General features: G+C 71.5%; 16 protein-coding genes. 13 read left to right on the plus strand and 3 right to left on the minus strand.

The genetic code is table 11. The annotated features are described in order from the left end of the window. The first annotated feature begins 7 nt into the window (after positions 1-7). The 9 genes from ACWGIS_RS32710 (at position 8) to ACWGIS_RS32750 (ending at position 11,453) form a co-directional block, all read left to right on the plus strand. A complete protein-coding gene (locus ACWGIS_RS32710; RefSeq protein ID WP_453366127.1) occupies positions 8-1,996 on the plus strand; it encodes an acetyl-CoA carboxylase biotin carboxylase subunit in 1,989 nt (662 codons plus the stop codon). Then, positions 1,993-2,940: a hydroxymethylglutaryl-CoA lyase gene (locus tag ACWGIS_RS32715; RefSeq protein ID WP_453366128.1), complete on the plus strand. Its 948-nt coding sequence runs from the start codon at positions 1,993-1,995 to the stop codon at positions 2,938-2,940. Before ACWGIS_RS32710 ends, ACWGIS_RS32715 begins: the two co-directional genes overlap by 4 nt. Before the next feature lie 4 nt (positions 2,941-2,944). Then, positions 2,945-4,105, plus strand: a complete 1,161-nt coding sequence (locus ACWGIS_RS32720) for an acyl-CoA dehydrogenase family protein (RefSeq protein WP_453366129.1) — start codon at positions 2,945-2,947, stop codon at positions 4,103-4,105. Between the two features lie 139 nt (positions 4,106-4,244). Then, positions 4,245-5,294, plus strand: coding sequence for an ABC transporter substrate-binding protein (locus ACWGIS_RS32725; protein WP_453366130.1), 1,050 nt, complete (start codon positions 4,245-4,247; stop codon positions 5,292-5,294). A gap of 77 nt (positions 5,295-5,371) precedes the next feature. Beyond that, positions 5,372-6,250, plus strand: a complete 879-nt coding sequence (locus ACWGIS_RS32730) for a siderophore-interacting protein (protein WP_453366131.1) — start codon at positions 5,372-5,374, stop codon at positions 6,248-6,250. Between the two features lie 167 nt (positions 6,251-6,417). Beyond that, complete coding sequence (gene desA / locus ACWGIS_RS32735; protein WP_453366132.1) at positions 6,418-7,860, plus strand: lysine decarboxylase DesA; 1,443 nt, start codon at positions 6,418-6,420, stop codon at positions 7,858-7,860. Next, positions 7,844-9,124, plus strand: coding sequence for a lysine N(6)-hydroxylase/L-ornithine N(5)-oxygenase family protein (locus ACWGIS_RS32740; protein WP_453366133.1), 1,281 nt, complete (start codon positions 7,844-7,846; stop codon positions 9,122-9,124). The genes desA and ACWGIS_RS32740 overlap by 17 nt, the downstream gene beginning before the upstream one ends. Then, positions 9,121-9,684, plus strand: coding sequence for a GNAT family N-acetyltransferase (locus tag ACWGIS_RS32745; RefSeq protein ID WP_453366134.1), 564 nt, complete (start codon positions 9,121-9,123; stop codon positions 9,682-9,684). Before ACWGIS_RS32740 ends, ACWGIS_RS32745 begins: the two co-directional genes overlap by 4 nt. After that, positions 9,681-11,453, plus strand: coding sequence for an IucA/IucC family protein (locus tag ACWGIS_RS32750; protein WP_453366135.1), 1,773 nt, complete (start codon positions 9,681-9,683; stop codon positions 11,451-11,453). The genes ACWGIS_RS32745 and ACWGIS_RS32750 overlap by 4 nt, the downstream gene beginning before the upstream one ends. Before the next feature lie 246 nt (positions 11,454-11,699). On the opposite strand, the gene ACWGIS_RS32755 is transcribed toward ACWGIS_RS32750, so the two are convergent. Both ACWGIS_RS32755 and ACWGIS_RS32760 read right to left on the minus strand, forming a co-directional pair. Beyond that, complete coding sequence (locus ACWGIS_RS32755) at positions 11,700-13,298, minus strand: beta-N-acetylhexosaminidase (RefSeq protein WP_453366136.1); 1,599 nt, start codon at positions 13,296-13,298, stop codon at positions 11,700-11,702. A gap of 348 nt (positions 13,299-13,646) precedes the next feature. Then, the gene (locus tag ACWGIS_RS32760) at positions 13,647-15,221 is read right to left on the minus strand and encodes a purple acid phosphatase family protein (protein WP_453366142.1); all 1,575 of its coding nucleotides are present in this window, start codon (positions 15,219-15,221) and stop codon (positions 13,647-13,649) included. A 164-nt stretch (positions 15,222-15,385) separates the two neighbouring features. Between ACWGIS_RS32760 and ACWGIS_RS32765 the strand changes: the two genes are divergently transcribed. Together ACWGIS_RS32765 and glmS are read left to right on the plus strand one after the other, a co-directional pair. Further along, entirely contained in the window at positions 15,386-15,643 is a 258-nt protein-coding gene (locus ACWGIS_RS32765; RefSeq protein WP_453366137.1) for a hypothetical protein, read from the plus strand. A gap of 62 nt (positions 15,644-15,705) precedes the next feature. Next, a complete protein-coding gene (glmS, locus tag ACWGIS_RS32770; RefSeq protein ID WP_453366138.1) occupies positions 15,706-17,523 on the plus strand; it encodes a glutamine--fructose-6-phosphate transaminase (isomerizing) in 1,818 nt (605 codons plus the stop codon). 362 nt (positions 17,524-17,885) lie between these two features. Here the strand turns inward: glmS and ACWGIS_RS32775 are convergent, their stop codons facing one another. Next, complete coding sequence (locus tag ACWGIS_RS32775; RefSeq protein WP_453366139.1) at positions 17,886-18,413, minus strand: universal stress protein; 528 nt, start codon at positions 18,411-18,413, stop codon at positions 17,886-17,888. A gap of 305 nt (positions 18,414-18,718) precedes the next feature. On the opposite strand from ACWGIS_RS32775, the gene ACWGIS_RS32780 reads away from it, so the two are divergent. Both ACWGIS_RS32780 and ACWGIS_RS32785 read left to right on the plus strand, forming a co-directional pair. Further along, the gene (locus tag ACWGIS_RS32780) at positions 18,719-19,231 is read left to right on the plus strand and encodes a hypothetical protein (protein WP_453366140.1); all 513 of its coding nucleotides are present in this window, start codon (positions 18,719-18,721) and stop codon (positions 19,229-19,231) included. A 387-nt stretch (positions 19,232-19,618) separates the two neighbouring features. Next, on the plus strand, positions 19,619-20,854 hold the full coding sequence (locus tag ACWGIS_RS32785) for a helix-turn-helix domain-containing protein (protein WP_453366141.1): 1,236 nt from the start codon (positions 19,619-19,621) through the stop codon (positions 20,852-20,854). Positions 20,855-21,036 lie beyond the last annotated feature (182 nt).

Consider the following 21,036-nt stretch of genomic DNA (forward strand, 5'->3'; position numbering starts at 1 on the left):
CCTGACGATGTTCGACACGGTACTTGTGGCCAACCGCGGCGAGATCGCCGTCCGGGTCATCCGCACGCTCCGGGAGCTGGGCGTGCGGTCGGTGGCCGTCTTCAGCGACGCCGACGCCGACGCCCGCCATGTGCGCGAGGCGGACACGGCGGTGCGGATCGGGCCCGCGCCGGCCGCCGAGAGCTATCTGTCCGTGCCCCGGCTGCTGGAGGCCGCCGCGCGCACGGGCGCCCAGGCCGTCCACCCGGGCTACGGCTTCCTCGCGGAGAACGCCGCGTTCGCCCAGGCGTGCGCGGACGCCGGGCTGGTCTTCATCGGGCCGTCCGCCTCCGCGATCGACCTGATGGGCGACAAGATCCGCGCCAAGGAGACCGTGCGGGCGGCCGGGGTCCCCGTCGTCCCGGGTTCCTCGGGCAGTGGGCTCACCGACGGCCAACTGGCGGACGCCGCCCGCGAGATCGGCATGCCGGTGCTGCTGAAGCCGTCGGCGGGCGGCGGCGGCAAGGGCATGCGGCTGGTGCGCGAGGAGGCACTGCTCGCCGACGAGATCGCCGCCGCCCGGCGCGAGGCCCGCGCCTCCTTCGGCGACGACACCCTCCTCGTGGAGCGCTGGGTCGACCGGCCCCGGCACATCGAGATCCAGGTCCTGGCGGACGGCCACGGCCATGTGATCCACCTCGGCGAGCGCGAGTGCTCCCTCCAGCGCCGCCACCAGAAGATCATCGAGGAGGCGCCGAGCGTCCTCCTGGACGAGGCGACCCGTGCCGCGATGGGCGAGGCCGCGGTCCAGGCCGCCCGCTCGTGCGGCTACCGCGGGGCGGGCACGGTGGAGTTCATCGTCCCCGGCGGCGACCCGTCCTCCTACTACTTCATGGAGATGAACACGCGCCTCCAGGTCGAGCACCCGGTGACCGAGCTGGTCACCGGCCTGGACCTGGTCGAGTGGCAGCTGCGCGTCGCGGCGGGCGAGCGCCTGCCGTACGAGCAGAAGGACATCTCGCTCACCGGCCACGCGGTCGAGGCGCGGATCTGCGCCGAGGACCCGGCCCGCGGCTTCCTGCCCTCGGGCGGCACGGTGCTGGCCCTGCGGGAGCCGCAGGGCGACGGGGTGCGCACCGACTCGGGCCTGTCCGAGGGCACCGAGGTCGGCAGCCTGTACGACCCGATGCTGTCCAAGGTCATCGCCTACGGCCCCGACCGGGCCACGGCGCTGCGCAGGCTGCGTGCCGCGCTCGCCGGGACGGTCACGCTGGGCGTGCAGACCAACGCCGGGTTCTTGCGGCGGCTGCTGGCCCACCCGGCCGTCGTGGCGGGCGAGCTGGACACGGGGCTGGTCGAGCGGGAGGCGGACTCCCTGCTCCCCGGTGACGTGCCCGAGGAGGTGTACGAGGCCGCGGCGGCCGTCCGCCTCGACGCCCTCGCCCCGCGCGGCACCGGCTGGACCGACCCCTTCTCGGTGCCGGACGGCTGGCGCCTCGGCGGCGAACCGGCCCCGCCCGCCTTCCCGTTGCGGGTGCCGGGGCTCGAAGCGGTCACCCACCGCCCGCGCGGCGGCCGCACCGTCACCGCCGACCGGGTCTCGGTGACCCTGGACGGCGTCCGCCACACGTTCCACCGAGCGGGCGACTGGATCGGCCGCGACGGCGACGCCTGGCAGGTGCGCGACCACGACCCGGTGGCCGCGTCCCTGACCGGCGCCGGGCACGCGGGCGCCGACTCGCTCACCGCTCCCATGCCGGGCACGGTGACGGTCGTCAAGGTCGCCGTCGGCGACGAGGTGAGCGCCGGGCAGAGCCTGCTGGTGGTCGAGGCGATGAAGATGGAGCACGTCGTCTCCGCGCCGCACGCCGGCCTCGTCAGCGAGCTGGACGTGACCCCGGGCTCGACCGTCGCCATGGACCAGGTCCTGGCGGTCGTCACCCCGCTGGAGGAGGCCCCGCTGGACCCCGCGCCCGCGGCGGCCCCGGCGGCTCCGGCACTGGAGGAGACGTCATGACCACGCCCCAGCAGGGCCTTCCCATGGCCGTACCGGCGCCGGGCCTGCCCGCGCGGGTGCGCGTCCACGAGGTCGGCGCGCGCGACGGCCTGCAGAACGAGAAGGCGACCGTCCCGACCGAGGTGAAGGCCGAGTTCATCAGGCGCCTGGCCGACGCGGGCCTGACCACCGTCGAGGCCACGAGCTTCGTGCACCCCAAGTGGGTGCCCCAACTCGCCGACGCGGAGCAGCTGTTCCCCCTGATCAGCGGGCTTCCGGTGGATCTTCCCGTGCTGGTCCCGAACGAGCGCGGGCTCGACCGCGCCCTCGCGCTCGGCGCCCGCCGCGTCGCCGTCTTCGCCAGCGCGACGGAGTCCTTCGCCCGCGCCAACCTCAACCGCACGGTGGACGAGGCGCTCGCCATGTTCGCGCCGGTCGTGGAGCGGGCGCGCGCGGAGGGCGTCCACGTCCGCGGCTACCTGTCCATGTGCTTCGGCGACCCCTGGGAAGGCGCGGTGCCCGTCCCGCAGGTCGTGCGGGTCTGCCGTGCCCTGCTCGACCTCGGCTGCGACGAGCTGAGCCTCGGGGACACCATCGGGGTGGCGACCCCCGGGCACGTGCGCGCGCTGCTCTCCGCGCTCGGCGACGCGGGCGTCCCGGTGGGCGCGCTGGGCGTGCACTTCCACGACACCTACGGCCAGGCGCTCGCCAACACCCTGGCCGCCCTTCAGCACGGCGTGACGACCGTCGACGCCTCCGCGGGCGGCCTCGGCGGCTGCCCGTACGCCAAGTCCGCCACCGGCAATCTCGCCACCGAGGACCTGGTGTGGATGCTCCAGGGCCTCGGCATCGAGACCGGTGTCGACCTCGGCCGCCTCACCGCCACAAGCGTGTGGATGGCCGGACAGCTGGGCCGACCGAGCCCCTCCCGCACCGTCAAAGCCCTCTCCCACAAGGAGCAGTGACCCCATGGACCACCGCCTCTCCCCCGAGCTCGAAGAACTCCGGCGCACCGTCGAGGAGTTCGCGCACGACGTGGTCGCGCCGAAGATCGGCGACTTCTACGAGCGGCACGAGTTCCCGTACGAGATCGTGCGCGAGATGGGCCGCATGGGGCTGTTCGGCCTGCCGTTCCCCGAGGAGTACGGCGGCATGGGCGGCGACTACCTGGCGCTCGGCATCGCTCTGGAGGAACTGGCCCGGGTGGACTCCTCCGTGGCCATCACGCTGGAGGCCGGGGTCTCGCTCGGCGCGATGCCGCTGCACCTCTTCGGCACGCCCGAGCAGAAGGCCGAGTGGCTGCCGCGACTCTGCTCCGGCGAGATGCTCGGCGCCTTCGGGCTGACGGAGCCCGACGGGGGTTCGGACGCGGGCGCGACCCGGACGACGGCGCGGCTCGACGAGGACACCGACGAATGGGTGATCAACGGCACGAAGTGCTTCATCACCAACTCCGGTACGGACATCACCGGACTGGTGACGGTCACCGCGGTCACCGGCCGCAAGGCGGACGGCCGGCCGCGCATCTCCTCGATCATCGTGCCGTCCGGCACCCCGGGGTTCACGGTCGCCGCCCCGTACTCGAAGGTCGGCTGGAACGCCTCGGACACCCGTGAGCTGTCCTTCGCCGACGTCCGCGTGCCGGCGGCGAACCTGCTGGGCGAGGAGGGCCGCGGGTACGCGCAGTTCCTGCGCATCCTGGACGAGGGCCGGGTCGCCATCTCGGCGCTCGCGACGGGACTGGCGCAGGGCTGTGTGGACGAGTCGGTCAAGTACGCCAAGGAACGGCACGCGTTCGGGCGCAGCATCGGCGGTTACCAGGCGATCCAGTTCAAGATCGCCGACATGGAGATGAAGGCGCACACGGCCCGTCTCGCCTGGCGTGACGCGGCGTCCCGGCTGGTCAGCGGGGAGCCGTTCAAGAAGGAGGCCGCGCTCGCCAAGCTGTACTCGTCCACCGTCGCCGTCGACAACGCGCGCGAGGCGACGCAGATCCACGGCGGGTACGGCTTCATGAACGAGTACCCGGTGGCCCGGATGTGGCGCGACTCCAAGATCCTGGAGATCGGCGAGGGCACCAGCGAGGTGCAGCGGATGCTCATCGCGCGGGAGCTGGGCCTGGTGGGCTGACGCACCGGCACGGGCCGTCCCGCGGGGCTGCGGGACGGTGGCCGGCGCCCCGCCCTCTGGACAAGTTCTGAGGTTAGGCTAACCTACCTTCGAACTTGTCCGGCGGGCGCCCAGCCCCGTGCCGAAAGCAGCCACACTCATGCCCAAGCCCCGTGCCAACCTCCTCTCCCGCCGCGGCGTCCTGGCCGCGGGCGGCGCCCTCGGCCTCGGCGCCGCGCTCGCCGCGTGCGGCGACGACGACGCGAAAAGCGGTGGTTCGGGCAAGGCCTCGGCGTCGGCCAAGTCGGGCCCCTGGTCCTTCAAGGACGACCGCGGTGAGACCGCCAAGGCCGACAAGGTCCCGGCGAACATCGTCGCCTTCACCGGTGTCGCCGCCGCCCTGTTCGACTACGGCATCGAGGTCAAGGGCGTCTTCGGCCCGACGAAGACCAAGGACGGCAAGGCCGACGTCCAGGCCGGCGACATGGACATCAGCAAGCTGACCATCCTCGGCAACGAGTACGGCCAGTTCAACATCGAGAAGTACGCGGCCCTCGCGCCCGACGTCCTGGTCTCCACGATGTTCGACGACGCGGGCACGCTCTGGTACGTCCCGGCGGAGTCCAAGGACAAGATCGCCAAGGTCGGCGCCCCGAGCGTCGGCATCTCCGTCTACGACCGGCAGATGACCGGGCCCCTGGAGCGGATGCTGGCCCTCGCCGAGTCGCTCGGCGCCGACGTCAAGTCCGCCAAGGTCACCAAGGCCAAGAAGCGCTTCGAGGACGCGGCCGCCAAACTGCGCTCGGCCGCCAAGGCCAACCCGGACATCAAGGTCCTGATCGGCTCCGCGAGCCAGGACATCTTCTACGTCTCCGGCTCCAACCTCTCCGTGGACCTGGAGTACTTCAAGGCGCTCGGTGTGAACATCGTCGAGCCCCCGGCGAAGACGCTGAAGGCGAGCGGCGGCTGGTTCGAGAACCTGAGCTGGGAGAACGTCGACAAGTACGACGCGGACATCATCATGATGGACAACCGCTCGGCGACCATCCAGCCCGCCGACATCACCAAGGGCACCTGGAAGAAGCTCCCGGCCGTGAAGGCGGGCCAGGTGATCCCCCGGGTCACGGAGCCGATCTTCTCCTACGACAAGTGCGCCCCGATCCTGGAGGACCTCGCGGCCGCCATCGAGAAGGCCAAGAAGGTCAGCTGACCCACCGCCGGGCGGCCCGGCCCCGGCCGGGCCGCCCGGAACGACAACCGCCCCCTGACGACAACTCAGGAGCACACATGACGACGGCCGTGGCCGCCCCGTTCCGTTTCTTCTCCCTCCAGGTGGCACGGACGAGGCGGCTCGGCCCGTCGTTGCTCCGCGTCACCTTCGCGGGCTCCGACCTGCACGCCTTCCTGTCCGACGGCCGCGACCAGAGCCTGTCGCTCTTCCTGCCGCACCCGGGCCAGACCGAGCCCGCGGTCCCGGTCGAGCTCGGCGACGGCTGGTGGCAGGGGTGGCGCGAACTCCCGGACGACGTACGGGCGGTGATGCGCTCGTACACCCTGCGGGGGCTGCGCCGCGACGCGCTGGGCCGCACCACCGAGATCGACATCGACTTCGCGCTGCACGGCGTGGACCCCGGCGCCGCCTCCCCCGCCGGGCCCGCCTCGCGCTGGGCGGCCCGCGCGAGTGCCGGTGACCGCGTCCTGCTGCTCGGCCCGGCCGTCGAGGACAACAGGGCGATCCGCTTCCGTCCGCCCGAGGACACGGACCTGGTGGTCCTGTGGGCCGACGAGACGGCCGTGCCCGCCGCCTCGGCCGTCCTCGAATCACTGCCGGCCGGGACGCGCGTCCGTGCCTGGCTGGAGGTCCCCGCCGCCGGCGACATCCAGGACGTCGTGACCGACGCCGACGCCGAGATCACCTGGCTGGTGCGCGCCGAGGCTCCCCGCGCCGCCGAGGACACCTCCGCTCCCCTGGCCCTCGACCTGATCCGGGAGGCCGGTCTCCCCTCCGCACGCGCGCCGTACGCCTGGATCGCCGGCGAGTCCGGCTGCGTCAAGGCGCTGCGCCGGCACCTCGTGCGCGAGTGCGGCGTCGACCGCCGCCGGGTCACGTTCGTCGGCTACTGGCGGCGCGGGCTGACCGAGGAGCAACTGCGGGAGCAGGAGTGAGCCGCGCGCCGCACGGAGGCGCTCGCCCCTGAAAGACGCAGGTGGGGTGGGGTCGCACGATCGACTTAGGTTAGGCTAACCTAAGTTGAACGCGCGACTTCGCCCCTTTCTCTTGTCCCGCCCCCGCTCCCGTCCGGCTCGGACTCTCCCGCACGGAGGACCCCCACATGCGCTCGCACCTGCTCAATGACACGACCGCGGACCGGTACCGCCGATCCGTGATTGAAGGAGTCGAGCGGGTGGCGGCCAAACTCGCCACCACCGACCGTCCGTTCACCGGCGTCACGGTCGACGAGCTCGCGCCCCGCATCGACCGGATCGACCTGGACCGCCCGCTGCACGACACCACCGCGGTCCTCGACGAACTGGAGGAGGTCTACCTCCGGGACGCCGTCTACTTCCACCACCCCCGCTACCTCGCGCACCTCAACTGCCCGGTCGTCATCCCGGCCGTGCTCGGCGAGGCCGTCCTGTCCGCCGTCAACTCCTCGCTGGACACCTGGGACCAGTCGGCCGGCGGCACCCTCATCGAGCGCAGGCTCGTCGACTGGACCGCGCAGCGCATCGGCCTCGGCCCGGCCGCCGACGGCGTCTTCACCAGCGGCGGCACGCAGTCCAACCTCCAGGCGCTGCTGCTGGCCCGCGAGGAGGCCAAGACCGACGACCTCGGGTCCCTGCGCATCTTCGCCTCCGAGGTCAGCCACTTCAGCGTCAAGAAGTCCGCCAAACTGCTCGGCCTGAGCGCGGACAGCGTCGTCTCCGTCCCCGTCGACCACGACAAGCGGATGCAGACCGTCGCCCTCGCGCACGAGCTGGACCGCTGCAAGCGCGAGGGCCTCGTCCCCATGGCGGTCGTCGCCACCGCCGGCAGCACCGACTTCGGCTCCATCGACCCGCTCCCCGAGATCGCGGAGCTGTGCGCCCAGTTCGGCGCCTGGATGCACGTGGACGCGGCCTACGGCTGCGGACTGCTCACCTCGCTGAAGAACCGGGACCGCCTCGACGGCATCGAGCGCGCCGACTCGGTCACCGTCGACTACCACAAGTCCTTCTTCCAGCCGGTGAGTTCCTCCGCGGTGCTGGTGCGCGACGCCTCCACCCTGCGCCACGCGACCTACCACGCGGAGTACCTCAACCCCCGCCGCATGGTGCAGGAGCGCATCCCCAACCAGGTCGACAAGTCCCTGCAGACCACGCGCCGCTTCGACGCCCTCAAGCTGTGGATGACCCTGCGCATGATGGGCGCCGACGGCATCGGGCAGCTCTTCGACGAGGTCTGCGACCTGGCCGCCGAGGGCTGGGAACTCCTCGCCGCCGACCCGCGCTTCGACGTGGTCGTCCGGCCGTCGCTGTCCACCCTCGTCTTCCGCTACATCCCGGCCGCGGTCACCGACCCGGCCGAGATCGACCGCGCCAATCTGTACGCCCGCAAGGCCCTGTTCGCCTCCGGCGACGCCGTCGTCGCGGGCACCAAGGTCGGCGGCCGCCACTACCTCAAGTTCACGTTGCTCAATCCCGAGACCACGGCCGACGACATCGCCGCCGTACTCGGTCTGATCGCCGGCCACGCCGAGCAGTACCTGGGAGAGTCCCTTGACCGCGCTTCCTGAATCCACCCGCGTGCACGACTTCGTGGGGATCGGGCTGGGCCCCTTCAACCTCGGCCTCGCCTGCCTCACCGAGCCGATCGCCGAACTGGACGGCGTCTTCCTGGAGTCCAAGCCGGACTTCGAGTGGCACTCCGGCATGTTCCTGGAGGGCGCCCACCTCCAGACGCCCTTCATGTCGGACCTGGTCACCCTCGCCGACCCGACCTCCCCGTACTCCTTCCTCAGCTACCTGAAGGAGTCGGGCCGCCTCTACGCGTTCTACATCCGGGAGAACTTCTACCCGCTGCGCGTCGAGTACGACGACTACTGCCGCTGGGCCGCCTCGAAGCTGAGCAGCGTCCGCTTCGGCACGACGGTGGCGGAGGTGACCTACGACGAGGGCGCCGAGGTGTACGCGGTGCGCACCGAGGGCGGCGAGACGTACCGCGCCCGCCATCTGGTCCTCGGCACCGGCACTCCCCCGTACATCCCGGAGGCGTGCGCCGGTCTCGGCGGGGACTTCATCCACAACTCCCGCTACATGCAGCACAAGGACGAGCTCCAGCGGAAGGAGTCGATCACACTGGTCGGCAGCGGCCAGTCCGCCGCGGAGATCTACTACGACCTGCTGAGCGAGATCGACGTCCACGGCTACCGGCTGAACTGGGTGACGCGCTCCCCGCGCTTCTTCCCGCTCGAATACACCAAGCTGACGCTGGAGATGACCTCCCCGGAGTACGTCGACTACTTCCACGCGCTGCCCGAGCCGACCCGCTACCGCCTCCAGTCCGAGCAGAAGGGCCTGTTCAAGGGCATCGACGGCGAGCTGATCGACGCGATCTTCGACCTGCTCTACCAGAAGAACGTCGGCGGCCCGGTCCCCACCCGGCTGCTCACCAACTCCTCGCTGGACAGAGCGGAGTACCGGGACGGCACGTACACGCTCGGACTGCGCCAGCAGGAGCAGCAGAAGGACTACGAGCTGACCTCCCAGGGCCTGATCCTGGCCACCGGCTACAAGTACGCCGAGCCGGAGTTCCTGAAGCCGGTGAGGCACCGGCTGCGGTACGACTCCCGGAACAACTTCGACGTGGCCCGCAACTACGCCGTCGACGTCACCGGCCGCGGGATCTTCCTGCAGAACGCCGGCGTGCACACCCACAGCATCACGAGCCCCGACCTGGGCATGGGCGCGTACCGCAACGCGTACATCATCCGGGAGCTGCTCGGCACCGAGTACTACCCCGTCGAGAAGACGATCGCGTTCCAGGAGTTCGCCGTATGAGCACCCGTTTCACCTTCCGCCCGCTCGACCCTCTGAAGGACGCCGGGCTGCTGCACGGCTGGGTCACGCATCCCAAGGCGGCCTTCTGGATGATGCAGGACGCGAAGCTCCAGGACGTGGAGCGCGAGTACATGGCGATCGCCGCGCACGAGCACCACGACGCGTTCCTCGGGCTGCGGGACGGCGAGCCCGCGTTCCTGATGGAGCGCTACGACCCCAGGTACGTCGAGCTCGTCGGCCTGTACGAGCCCGAGCCGGGCGACGTCGGCATGCACTTCCTGGTGCCGCCGACGGACACCCCCGAGCACGGGTTCACCCGCGCGGTGATCACCGCGGTGATGGACGAGCTGTTCGCCGACCCGCGCACCCGGCGGGTCGTGGTGGAGCCCGACGTGGCCAACAAGGCGGTGCACGCGCTGAACGCGGCCGTCGGCTTCGTCCCCGACCGCGAGATCGACAAGCCGGAGAAGCGGGCGCTGCTGAGTTTCTGCACCCGGAAGCAGTACCTGGCGGCCCGAGAGGCGGCGGTCCTCGCCGCCGTCCGAGGAGTGGCGATATGACCCTGTCCGACGCCGTGGCCCACCTCTCCCCCGAGCGCTGGGCCGAGGCCAACCGCCTGCTGATCCGCAAGGCCCTCGCCGAGTTCGCCCACGAGCGGCTGATCACACCGCAGCCGCAGGGCGGCGACCGCTACACCGTCCACAGCGACGACGGGCTCACCCGCTACGGCTTCACCGCCCGCCGCCGCGCGCTGGACCACTGGGAGGTGGACGCCGCGTCCGTCACCCGCCACCGCGACGGCCGCGAACTCCCGCTGGCCGCGCTGGACTTCGTCATCGAGCTGCGGTCGTCGCTGGGCCTGAGCGACGAGGTCCTGCCGGTCTACCTGGAGGAAATCTCCTCGACCCTCTCCGGCACCTGCTTCAAACTCACCAAGCCGCGGATCAGCTCCGCCGACCTGGCGGGAAGCGGCTTCCAGGCCATCGAGACCGGGATGACCGAGGGCCACCCCTGCTTCGTCGCGAACAACGGCCGGCTCGGCTTCGGCGTGCACGAGTACCTCTCGTACGCGCCCGAGACCGCGAGCCCGGTCCGGCTGGTGTGGCTGGCCGCGCACCGCTCGCGGGCCGCCTTCACGGCGGGCGTCGGCATCGAGTACGAGTCCTTCGTGCGCGAGGAGCTGGGCGAGGACACCGTGCGGCGCTTCCACGCCACGCTCACCGCCGAGGGACTCGACCCGGCCGACTACCTGTTCATCCCCGTCCACCCCTGGCAGTGGTGGAACAAGCTCACCGTGACCTTCGCCGCCGAGGTCGCCCGGCGCCACCTGGTCTGCCTCGGCGAGGGCGACGACGAGTACCTGGCCCAGCAGTCGATCCGGACGTTCTTCAACACCAGCGCGCCGGAGAAGCACTACGTGAAGACCGCGCTGTCGGTCCTCAACATGGGCTTCATGCGCGGGCTTTCGGCCGCCTACATGGAGGCGACCCCGGCCATCAACGACTGGCTCGCGCAGCTCGTCGACAACGACCCGGTACTCAAGTCCACCGGCCTGTCGATCATCCGCGAGCGGGCGGCCGTCGGCTACCGCCACCTGGAGTACGAGGCCGCCACCGACCGCTACTCCCCGTACCGCAAGATGCTCGCCGCGCTGTGGCGCGAGAGCCCGGTGCCCTCGCTGCGGGAGGGCGAGTCGCTGGCGACGATGGCCTCGCTCGTCCACGTCGACCACGAGGGGGCGTCCTTCGCGGGCGCGCTGATCGAGCGGTCGGGCCTCGGCCCCGTGGAGTGGCTGCGCGGCTATCTGCGGGCCTACTTCACGCCGTTGCTGCACAGCTTCTACGCCTACGACCTCGTCTACATGCCGCACGGCGAGAACGTGATCCTGGTCCTGGAGGACGGCGCCGTACGGCGGGCGATCTACAAGGACATCGCCGAGGAGATCGCGGTCATGGACCCGGACGCGGTGCTGCCGCCGGCGGTCGAGCGGATCCGCGTGGAGGTGCCCGAGGACACGAAACTGCTGTCGATCTTCACGGACGTCTTCGACTGCTTCTTCCGCTTCCTCGCGGCGAACCTCGCCTCCGAGGGCATCCTCGACGAGGACGCCTTCTGGCGGACGGTCGCCGAGTGCGTGCGCGAGTACCAGGACGCGACGCCCGAACTCGCGGACAAGTTCAGCCAGTACGACCTGTTCGCGCCCGAGTTCGCGCTGTCCTGCCTCAACCGCCTTCAACTGCGCGACAACCGGCAGATGGTGGACCTGGCCGACCCGTCCGGCGCGCTCCAGCTCGTCGGCACCCTGAAGAACCCCCTCGCGGGCCTCTGAAGCCGGGTGGGGCCCGGGAGACGGTCCTCCCGGGCCCCGGCCCCACCTCCGTCCGGCGGACTAGGGTCTGTCGTTTGGATCAGGCCGGCCTTGACGGACGGTTCGTCTTGGCCGACCCGAGCGGGGTCTGGTGCGTGCAGCTGCAAGGCGGAGGAGGGAGTCGAAGCGGAGCTTCGGCGACCGACGACAACGCCGCAGATGTGCGTGCCAGACCCCGCGACGCCGGCATGATCCAGACGACAGGCCCTAGCCGGCCGGCCAGGGCACCTGGGGCGAGCGGTAGTAGTCGATCCCCAGCGCCTCCCAGCGCGGCGCCTGCGCGGCGAGCCGCACCTTGTACGTGTCCCAGTCGTGGGCCGGGGCGGGCGACCAGCCCAGCTCGGCCACGCCGGGCAGACGCGGGAACGCCATGTACTCGATGTGGTCCGAGTTCTCGATCGTCTCGGTCCACAGCGGCGCCTCGACACCCCGGACGGCCGACGCGGGGGCGCCGGGCAGATAGGCGCCCGGATCCCAGTCGTAGGACCGCCGCACCTCGACGAGACCCGCCCAGTCGAGGCCGAGCGGGGTGTCCGCGGTGTACTTCATGTCGAGGTAGACGCGGTCGGCCGGGGAGAGGATCAGCCCGGTCCCGTTCCGCGCGGCCTCGGCGACCCGGGCCTTCTCGGCGGCGCTCGTGCCGTCCAGTCCCCAGTACTGGGCCAGCGCGCCCTTGGCCGGGGTGGCGCCGGTCAGCTGGTGCCAGCCGATCACCGTCTTGCCGTACCGGGCGACCACGGGCTGCACCCGCTCCATGAAGGCCACGTAGTCGGCGTGGCTGGTGGAGTGCGCCTCGTCGCCGCCGATGTGCAGGTAGCGGCCCGGCGTGAGCGCGGCCAGCTCCCGGATCACGTCGTCCACGAAGTCGTACGTCACCGGCTTGTCGACGCACAGCGAACTGAAGCCGACCTCCGTGCCGGTGTAGAGCTTTGGGGCCACGCCGTCGCAGTTCAGCTCGGCGTAGGAGGCGAGGGCCGCGTTGGTGTGGCCCGGCATGTCGATCTCCGGGACGACCTCCAGGTGGCGTGCGGCCGCGTACCGCACGAGCTGCCGGTACTGGTCCTTCGTGTAGTACCCGCCCGGTCCGCCGCCGACCTGGGTCGAGCCGCCGTGGGTGGCCAGGCGCGGCCAGGAGTCGACGGCGATGCGCCAGCCCTGGTCGTCGGAGAGGTGCAGATGCAGCTTGTTGATCTTGTAGAGGGCCAGCTGGTCGATGTAGCGCTCGACCTGGGCGACCGTGAAGAAGTGCCGGGACACGTCGAGCATCGCGCCGCGGTAGCCGTAGCGCGGGGCGTCCTTGATGGTGCCGCCCGCGACGAGCCAGGGGCCCGGCTGCGGGGACCTCTTCTCGACCGCGGCCGGCAGGAGCTGGCGCAGCGTCTGGACGCCGTGGAAGAGCCCGGCGGCCTTGCGGGCGGTGATGGTGACGCCGGACCTGCCGCTGTCGAGGCGGTAGCCCTCGTCCCCGAGCGCCCGCGCGGAGCCGTTGCCGAGGCGGAGCCGGATGCCGTCCCCGCCGCGCGAGGTGACGGGCAGCCGGTAGCCGGTGGAGGGCCGCAGCACGTCCGCGAGGTACTCGCCTACGCGGCGGGCCTGCGGTGAGTCGTCGACGCGGATGCGGGTGTCGCCGGTGATGCGGTACGGCGCCCCCTTCGCCTCGGCCGAGACGGGGGCCGGGACGACCCGGTCCAGCGGGACGGGGACGGTGCCGGCCGCGGCAGGAGCCGCGCCGACGGCGGAGATACCGGCAGCCACCACGAGCAGCAGCGTACCGAGCAGGCGGGGCGTTCTGTGGTGCTGTCTCACATGCGCTCCCTTCCATGGAGCTCCACGAGCTCCGGCGGGGTCCCCTGGCGCGGACCCGGATCGGTATAGACCACTCTCCCGCACCGCCGGTGGAACGATCCCCCTCATGGCGGAAATCATCCAGCGGGACGGCACCTGGAGCTTCGAGGGCGACGCCCTGCCCCTGACCCCGGGCCGCGACAAGAACGTCGGCCTGCCGCGCCGGACACCGGGTGAACCGGCCGTCCCGCTGGAGGCCTTGGCGGAATCCCCTTCGAGCGGGGAAGCAGGCAGGGCTGACGGACGAGGAGTTCGCGCCGGCCGAGCAGGCGGCCCCCAGGAGGACGTGAGGACCGCCGCCCCGGTGGTTCAGACCCGGCGGGCCACCGTGAACCGGTCGACCTCCTCGCCCGTCTCGGCGATCCCGCGCACCGTCAGCGTGGCGGTGCGGCCCTTCGGCGCGGGCGTCACGTCGACCCGCAGGAACGAGTAGTCGAGGTAGCGCACCCGCGACCAGGCGACCGTCTCGTCCTGCCTGCCGCCGTCGACGCAAACGAACGACGACACCGACTCGAGGTCCTTCTCGTGGCCCTGGTAGGACTCGGTGGCGCTGAACGCGTACAGGCTGCGCCCGGCGGCGCCCGCCGTCACGTACACCACGCCGTCCGTCTCGGGGTACGCGGTGCCGCCGATCGGCAGTTCCCTGGCGACCTTGCCGCCCTTGACGACGTCGGTGCGCTCGTAGACGTGGTTGTGGCCGTTGATCACGAGGTCGACGGTGTACTTCTCGAAGAGCGGCACCCACTCGTCGCGCACCCCGCCCTCGGAGGCGTGGGCGGTGGAGGTGCAGTACGCGCAGTGGTGGAAGAAGACGACGACGAAGTCGATGTCCTTCGCGGCCCGGTACTTCTGGAGCTGCGCCTCCAGCCACTTCGTCTGGGTGCCGCCGGAGATGCCGAGGTTGGCCGGGATCTCGAAGGAGATGTCGTTGGCGTCCAGCGAGATCACGGCGGTGTTGCCGTGCGTGAAGGAGTAGACGCCGGGCAGGTTCGCCCGGTCCGGGCCGTTCTCCGGCAGCTGCCAGCGCGCCTCCTCGCCGCCGTAGCCGTTGGGCGAGTACCAGGCTTCCATGTCGTGATTGCCGTAACTGACCATCCACGGCACCTGCTTGGCGACCGACTCGGTCTGCGCGAGGAACTGGTCCCAGGTGCGCGAGTCGAAGCCGGTGTCGCCGCTCCTGCCCTGGCCCGCGGGGTCGGCGTAGGCGATGTCGCCCGCGTGCAGGTGGAAGGCGGGGTTCTGGGCGAGGATCAGGCTGTCGTTGGCCAGGCCGTGATAGCTGACGCCCTGGTCGCCGAAGGCCGTGAAGGTGAACGGCCGCGCGTGCGCGGGGGCGGTGGTGAAGGTGCCGAGGGTGCCGGCGAGGTGGGCGGACGCCGGGTCGAATCCGTCGTGGCCGACGCCGTAGTAGTAGGTCCTCCCCGGGCGCAGCCGGGTGAGGCGGGCGTGCAGGTAGTACTGGGTGTGGTCGCCGCTCGCGCCGACGCCGGCCGGCGTGAACAGCTCCCGGACCTCCGCCTCGATCTTGCGGGAGAGGTCCCAGGGGTGGGCGCCGATCCGGATGTAGGGCCTGCGGACGGCGACCGGGACCTGCCAGGAGACGGTCATCTCGGTGCGCGGGTCGGCACCGTAGGCGAGGTGGCGGCCGAAGGGGGCGACCAGGGCGCCGTCCACCTTCTCGGTCTTCCCGGCCTGTCCGGTGCTCGCCGCCCGGGCGGGCGACGCGGCCCGCGCGCTCGCGCCCGGTACGAAGACGCCGCCGCCGACGGCGCCGAGGGTGACGGCGCCGCCGCGCATCATCGTGCGCCGCGAGAAGCGCGTCCGGAGGTATTCGTGCTGCTCGGCCATGCTCATCCGGTCGGCGAGCCGCTCCGGTACGCCCATGCGTGGTATGTCCATGTGGCCAGAAGTTGCTCCAGGCAAGCAACGCTGCGCGGGACGCGGGGTGGACGGCTCGCGAACAGCCGTCCATAAGAGTTTCAACAGCCCTCTGCCCGATATCGGGCAGGATTCTTGCGAATCACCTTCTCGTACTCCAGGATCATCGGGTGCACGACGAACTTGTTGATCATCTGACGCGCTCCACCCCCCTGAACCGGGGCGAGGCACTGCGGGTGGTCCAGGACGTGCTCGCCTACTTCGACGAGACGACCGAGGAGTACGTCCGTCGCCGCCACCGCGAGCTCCAGGCCCAGGGCCTGGTGAACACGTCGATCTTCGAACGGATCGAGGCGGACCTGAAGTACCGCGCGGTCGCGCCGCCCGAGCTCACGCTCCGGCAGCTGCGCCGCATCGTCTACGGCTGACCGCCCGACGGCGGACCCGAAAGACACAGCGAACAGAACGACAGAGGGGAACCTGAAGACGTATGTGCGGAATCGTCGGTTACATCGGCAGGCGTGACGTGGCGCCACTGCTCCTGGAGGGCCTGCAGCGCCTGGAGTACCGGGGCTACGACTCGGCGGGCATCGTCGTCACCACCCCCAAGGCGGCCGGCCTGAAGATGGTGAAGGCCAAGGGCCGGGTCCGCGACCTGGAGGCGAAGGTCCCCGCCCGCTTCAAGGGCACCACCGGCATCGCGCACACCCGCTGGGCCACCCACGGCGCCCCCTCCGACGTGAACGCGCACCCGCACCTCTCGCACGACGGCAAGGTCGCCGTCGTCCACAACGGCATCATCGACAACGCCGGCGACCTGCGGAGGAAGCTGGAGGCCGACGGCGTCGAGTTCCTCTCCGAGACCGACACCGAGGTCCTCACCCACCTCATCGCCCGCTCGGGCGCCGAGAAGCTGGAGGACAAGGTCCGCGACGCGCTGCGCGTCATCGAGGGCACCTACGGCATCGCGGTGCTGCACGCCGACTTCCCCGAGCGCATCGTGGTGGCCCGCAACGGCTCCCCCGTGGTCCTCGGGATAGGCGAGAAGGAGATGTTCGTCGCCTCGGACGTCGCCGCGCTCGTCACCCACACCCGCCAGATCGTCACCCTCGACGACGGCGAGATGGCCACCCTCAAGGCCGACGACTTCCGCACGTACACCACCGAGGGCACCCGCACCACGGCCGAGCCGACCACCGTGGAGTGGGAGGCCGAGTCGTACGACATGGGCGGCCACGACACGTACATGCACAAGGAGATCCACGAGCAGGCCGACGCCGTGGACCGCGTGCTGCGCGGCCGCATCGACGACCGCTTCTCCACCGTGCACCTCGGCGGCCTGAACCTGGACGCCCGCGAGGCCCGCGCGGTGCGCCGGGTCAAGATCCTCGGCTGCGGCACCTCGTACCACGCGGGCATGATCGGCGCCCAGATGATCGAGGAGCTGGCCCGCATCCCCGCGGACGCCGAGCCCGCCTCCGAGTTCCGCTACCGCAACGCGGTCGTCGACCCGGACACCCTCTACGTCGCCGTCTCCCAGTCGGGTGAGACCTACGACGTGCTGGCGGCGGTCCAGGAGCTGAAGCGCAAGGGCGCCCGGGTCCTCGGCGTGGTCAACGTCGTCGGTTCGGCGATCGCCCGCGAGGCCGACGGCGGCATGTACGTGCACGCGGGACCCGAGGTCTGCGTCGTCTCCACCAAGTGCTTCACCAACACCACGGTGGCCTTCGCGCTGCTCGCGCTGCACCTGGGCCGCACCCGCGACCTGTCGGTGCGCGACGGCAAGCGGATCATCGAGGGACTGCGCAGGCTGCCCGGCCAGATCTCGGAGATCCTCGCGCAGGAGGACGAGATCAAGAAGCTGGCCGAGAGCTACGCCGACGCCCGCTCGATGCTCTTCATCGGCCGGGTGCGCGGCTACCCGGTGGCCCGCGAGGCCTCGCTGAAGCTGAAGGAGGTCTCGTACATCCACGCCGAGGCCTACCCCGCCTCCGAGCTGAAGCACGGCCCGCTCGCGCTCATCGAGCCCGCCCTGCCGACCGTCGCGATCGTCCCGGACGACGACCTGCTGGAGAAGAACCGCGCCGCCCTGGAGGAGATCAAGGCCCGCAGCGGCAAGATCCTCGCCGTCGCCCACCGGGAGCAGGAGAAGGCCGACCAGACCATCGTCGTCCCGAAGAACGAGGACGAGCTCGACCCGATCCTCATGGGCATCCCGCTCCAGCTCCTCGCCTACCACACGGCGCTGGCCCTGGGCCGGGACATCGACAAGCCGCGCAACCTGGCCAAGTCGGTGACGGTGGAGTAATCCGCCTGCCGGAGACGGGACTTGAGTCCCTCCGAGCGTGAACGACCCCCTGCGTGTGCCACCTTCGCGCAGGGGGTCGCTCTGTCAGGGCCGGGGCCGCCCATTGCCCCGGCCCGCGCCTGCTTCAGCCGGTGGCCGTCACCCCCCGGCCGGCGGCGCGTCCCTGAAAGGGCGAGGACCGGCGACCGGTATATGCCCTTCACAAAGGCACAAACACCTCTACGCGCGAGTAGATTCGGGCTGTCGGCAAGGGAGTTGGCCGGTCCGCGCCTCATGCCGCCCTGTTCGGCCGGGAGTTGCGCGTCGGAGGTGCGCGGAGCGGGCGGTGCGCGGAACGTGCAGTGCGCGGAACGTGCAGTGCGCTACGGGATGACGATGACGGGGCGCTTGGCGCGCTTGGCGAGCCGTCCGGCCACCGAGCCGAAGAGGCGCCCCACGATGCCGTGCGTGGAGCCGACGACGATCGCGTCCGCCTCGTACTCCTGCCCCACCTCTTCGAGCTCGTGGCAGATGTCGCCCCCGCGCTCGACGAGGATCCAGGGGACCTCGGACAGGTACTCCGCGCAGGCGAGCTCAAGACCGAGCACCTCGGTGCGGTGGTCCGGCACGTCCACGAAGACGGGGGGCTCGCAGCCCGCCCAGACGGTGGTCGGCAGCCGGTTGGCCACGTGCACGATGATCAGGCCCGAACCGGAACGGTGGGCCATGCCGATCGCGTACGCGAGCGCGCGCTCGCTGGACATGGAGCCGTCGAAGCCGACGACGACGCCGTGCTTGAACGCGGGGTCGCAGGAACGACGTGGCTCATCCGCCGCCAAGGGCTCGGCCGCCGTGGGATCGGCGAGCGGGCGCTTGCGGTCCGCTGGATCGAAGAATTCGTGACCGGCCATGAGTGTCTCGGCGTGTGGATCCTCGTGGGTGGGACGACAGAGAGCGGCGGAGCTGTCCGGGAATCACCTTCCCAACCCCATACCCCCAAGGGTACGGCGGCACGCCTCCTCTGCCCATATCCCGCACCTGCTGCGCGGGGTTCCAGGGAGCATGCATGAGCGGGCGCCCGTAACGCAATGGTTGCTGCCCCGTACAGGCGGTTTGCGCAGGGTTCACCGGGGCGTCCACCCGGCGGGCGGCTCAGGCCCCGGCCGGTCTCCGGTGCCCGGGCAGTGACCGGCCGCTCGAACACGCGTTGAACCGGGTGAGCCACGACCTCGGGAAGCACTGGAGCACCAGGGAGCACACCGTGCCCGTACCGGAGACCGCGTCCCAGCCCGCCCCCGCGGCGCGTCCGCCCGCGCCACCGCCGCAGGACACGGCGAGCGACGTGGTGCGCTGGGCGGCCTTCAGCTGCGTCCTGGTCCCCGTGGTGCTCGTCCTGTACGGCACCTCGCTCGCCGGGGCGGCCGGTACGGCGCTGGGGCTCGGAGCGGTGACCGCCGCCTGCCGGATGCTGCTGAGGCAGTCCGAACGGGGCGCCGCCCGGCTGCGCGCGGAGGAGGAGCCGCAGTACCGCGGGCGGCACGGCCGGACCGGTCCGCCCCCGGGCGAGGGCCCCGGCAGGGGCGAGCGCGGACGGGGCGGCGCGCACGCGATGGCCGGCGGCCACGGCGGGCGGGGAGGTTTCCACGGGGCCGCCGGGGCACACGGGAGGAACGGTCCCGGGGCGCACAGGGGTGGTCGCCGGGCAGCGGAAGATACGCCGGTCGACTGACCGGTTTGTGCGCACGCCCCCGCTTCTTTTCAGCCAACTTCACTGACCGGCGCATGGCTTGGTCGAACGACCCCCCAACCCCCGTTCCACCTGCACGGAAAGGGTCGCCGGGGACATGCGCACCCTATGGGGACCGGCCACTGGCACAAGGCGCACTTCCCTGCACGGCCCACGAGTGCAACGCTTCGTGATCGAATGCTTCACGCCAAGTTGCCATGTCGACAATGTGCCGGATGGTGAACTGGTCACGCCGGCACCACACGACACAGTAGATTCGATCATGACTGTCTTACGGCGGGGGACTCGTGCAGGACCGAGGGGAAACGTGTTGGAGCGACAGACCCGAAAGGTTAAGGGTGCCGCGACCACCGAGGGGGGCTTAGCAGTATGAGCCACGACTCCGCTGCCGCGCCGGAAGCCGCGGCCCGGAAACTCTCCGGGCGACGCCGCAAGGAGATCGTCGCGGTGCTGCTGTTCAGCGGCGGCCCCATCTTCGAGAGCTCCATACCGCTGTCGGTGTTCGGCATCGACCGCCAGGACGCGGGCGTACCGCGCTACCGCCTCCTGGTGAGCGCGGGTGAGGAAGGCCCACTGCGGACCACAGGGGGCCTCGAACTCACCGCGCCGCACGGGCTGGAGGCGATCTCACGGGCGGGCACCGTCGTCGTGCCGGCCTGGCGGTCGATCACCTCACCGCCACCGGAGGAGGCGCTCGACGCGCTGCGCCGGGCGCACGAGGAGGGCGCCCGCATCGTCGGGCTGTGCACCGGCGCCTTCGTGCTCGCCGCCGCCGGACTGCTGGACGGACGGCCGGCCACCACCCACTGGATGTACGCGCCGACGCTGGCCAAGCGCTACCCGTCGGTGCACGTCGACCCACGCGAGCTGTTCGTGGACGACGGGGACGTACTGACCTCGGCCGGCACCGCGGCCGGAATCGATCTCTGTCTGCACATCGTGCGGACGGACCACGGCAACGAGGCGGCCGGCGCGCTGGCCCGCCGCCTGGTGGTCCCTCCGCGCCGGAGCGGCGGTCAGGAGCGCTACCTCGACCGCTCTTTACCCGAGGAGATCGGCGCCGACCCGCTCGCCGAGGTCGTCGCCTGGGCGCTGGAGCACCTCCACGAGCAGTTCGACGTGGAGACCCTGGCCGCGCGCGCCTACATGAGCCGGCGGACCTTCGACCGCCGCTTCCGCAGTCTCACCGGCAGCGCACCCCTGCAGTGGCTGATCACCCAGCGGGTGCTCCAGGCGCAGCGGCTGCTGGAGACGTCGGACTACTCGGTGGACGAGGTCGCGGGCCGCTGCGGCTTCCGCTCGCCGGTGGCGCTGCGCGGGCACTTCCGCCGCCAGCTCGGCTCGTCGCCCGCCGCGTACCGCGCCGCCTACCGGGCACGCCGTCCGCAGGGCGACCGGCCCTCCGACATGGACGGCTCCGCGGGGCCGCCCGGGCCGCCTCCCGCGCTGCACCAGGAGAGCCCGGTGCCGCTGCAGACCCGGCGTACGGCGGCCGCCGGCGCGGTCGGCCCGTCCACCTCGCTGTCCACGGACCCGGCCAAGCACGGCCAGGACTTCTACGCGGCGGGCCGCCCGAGCCTGCCGGGGCAGCGCAGCGCGCCGTAGCGCCGTCCGGGCGGGGGCCCACTGGCTCCCGCCCGGCCCCCGTGCGCCCCGGGCGGTATCGTGCTTCGGCTTCGGCTCCGACGCCCGGATGCCCGAACTGTCGGCGCTGGCCGGGCTGGCCGGCGGTCACGCGACGTTCGTCACCCGGCCCGAGCAGGTGGGCACGGACCTGCTCGCCGACC

It is taken from the genome of Streptomyces sp. NPDC054842 (genome assembly GCF_053611025.1).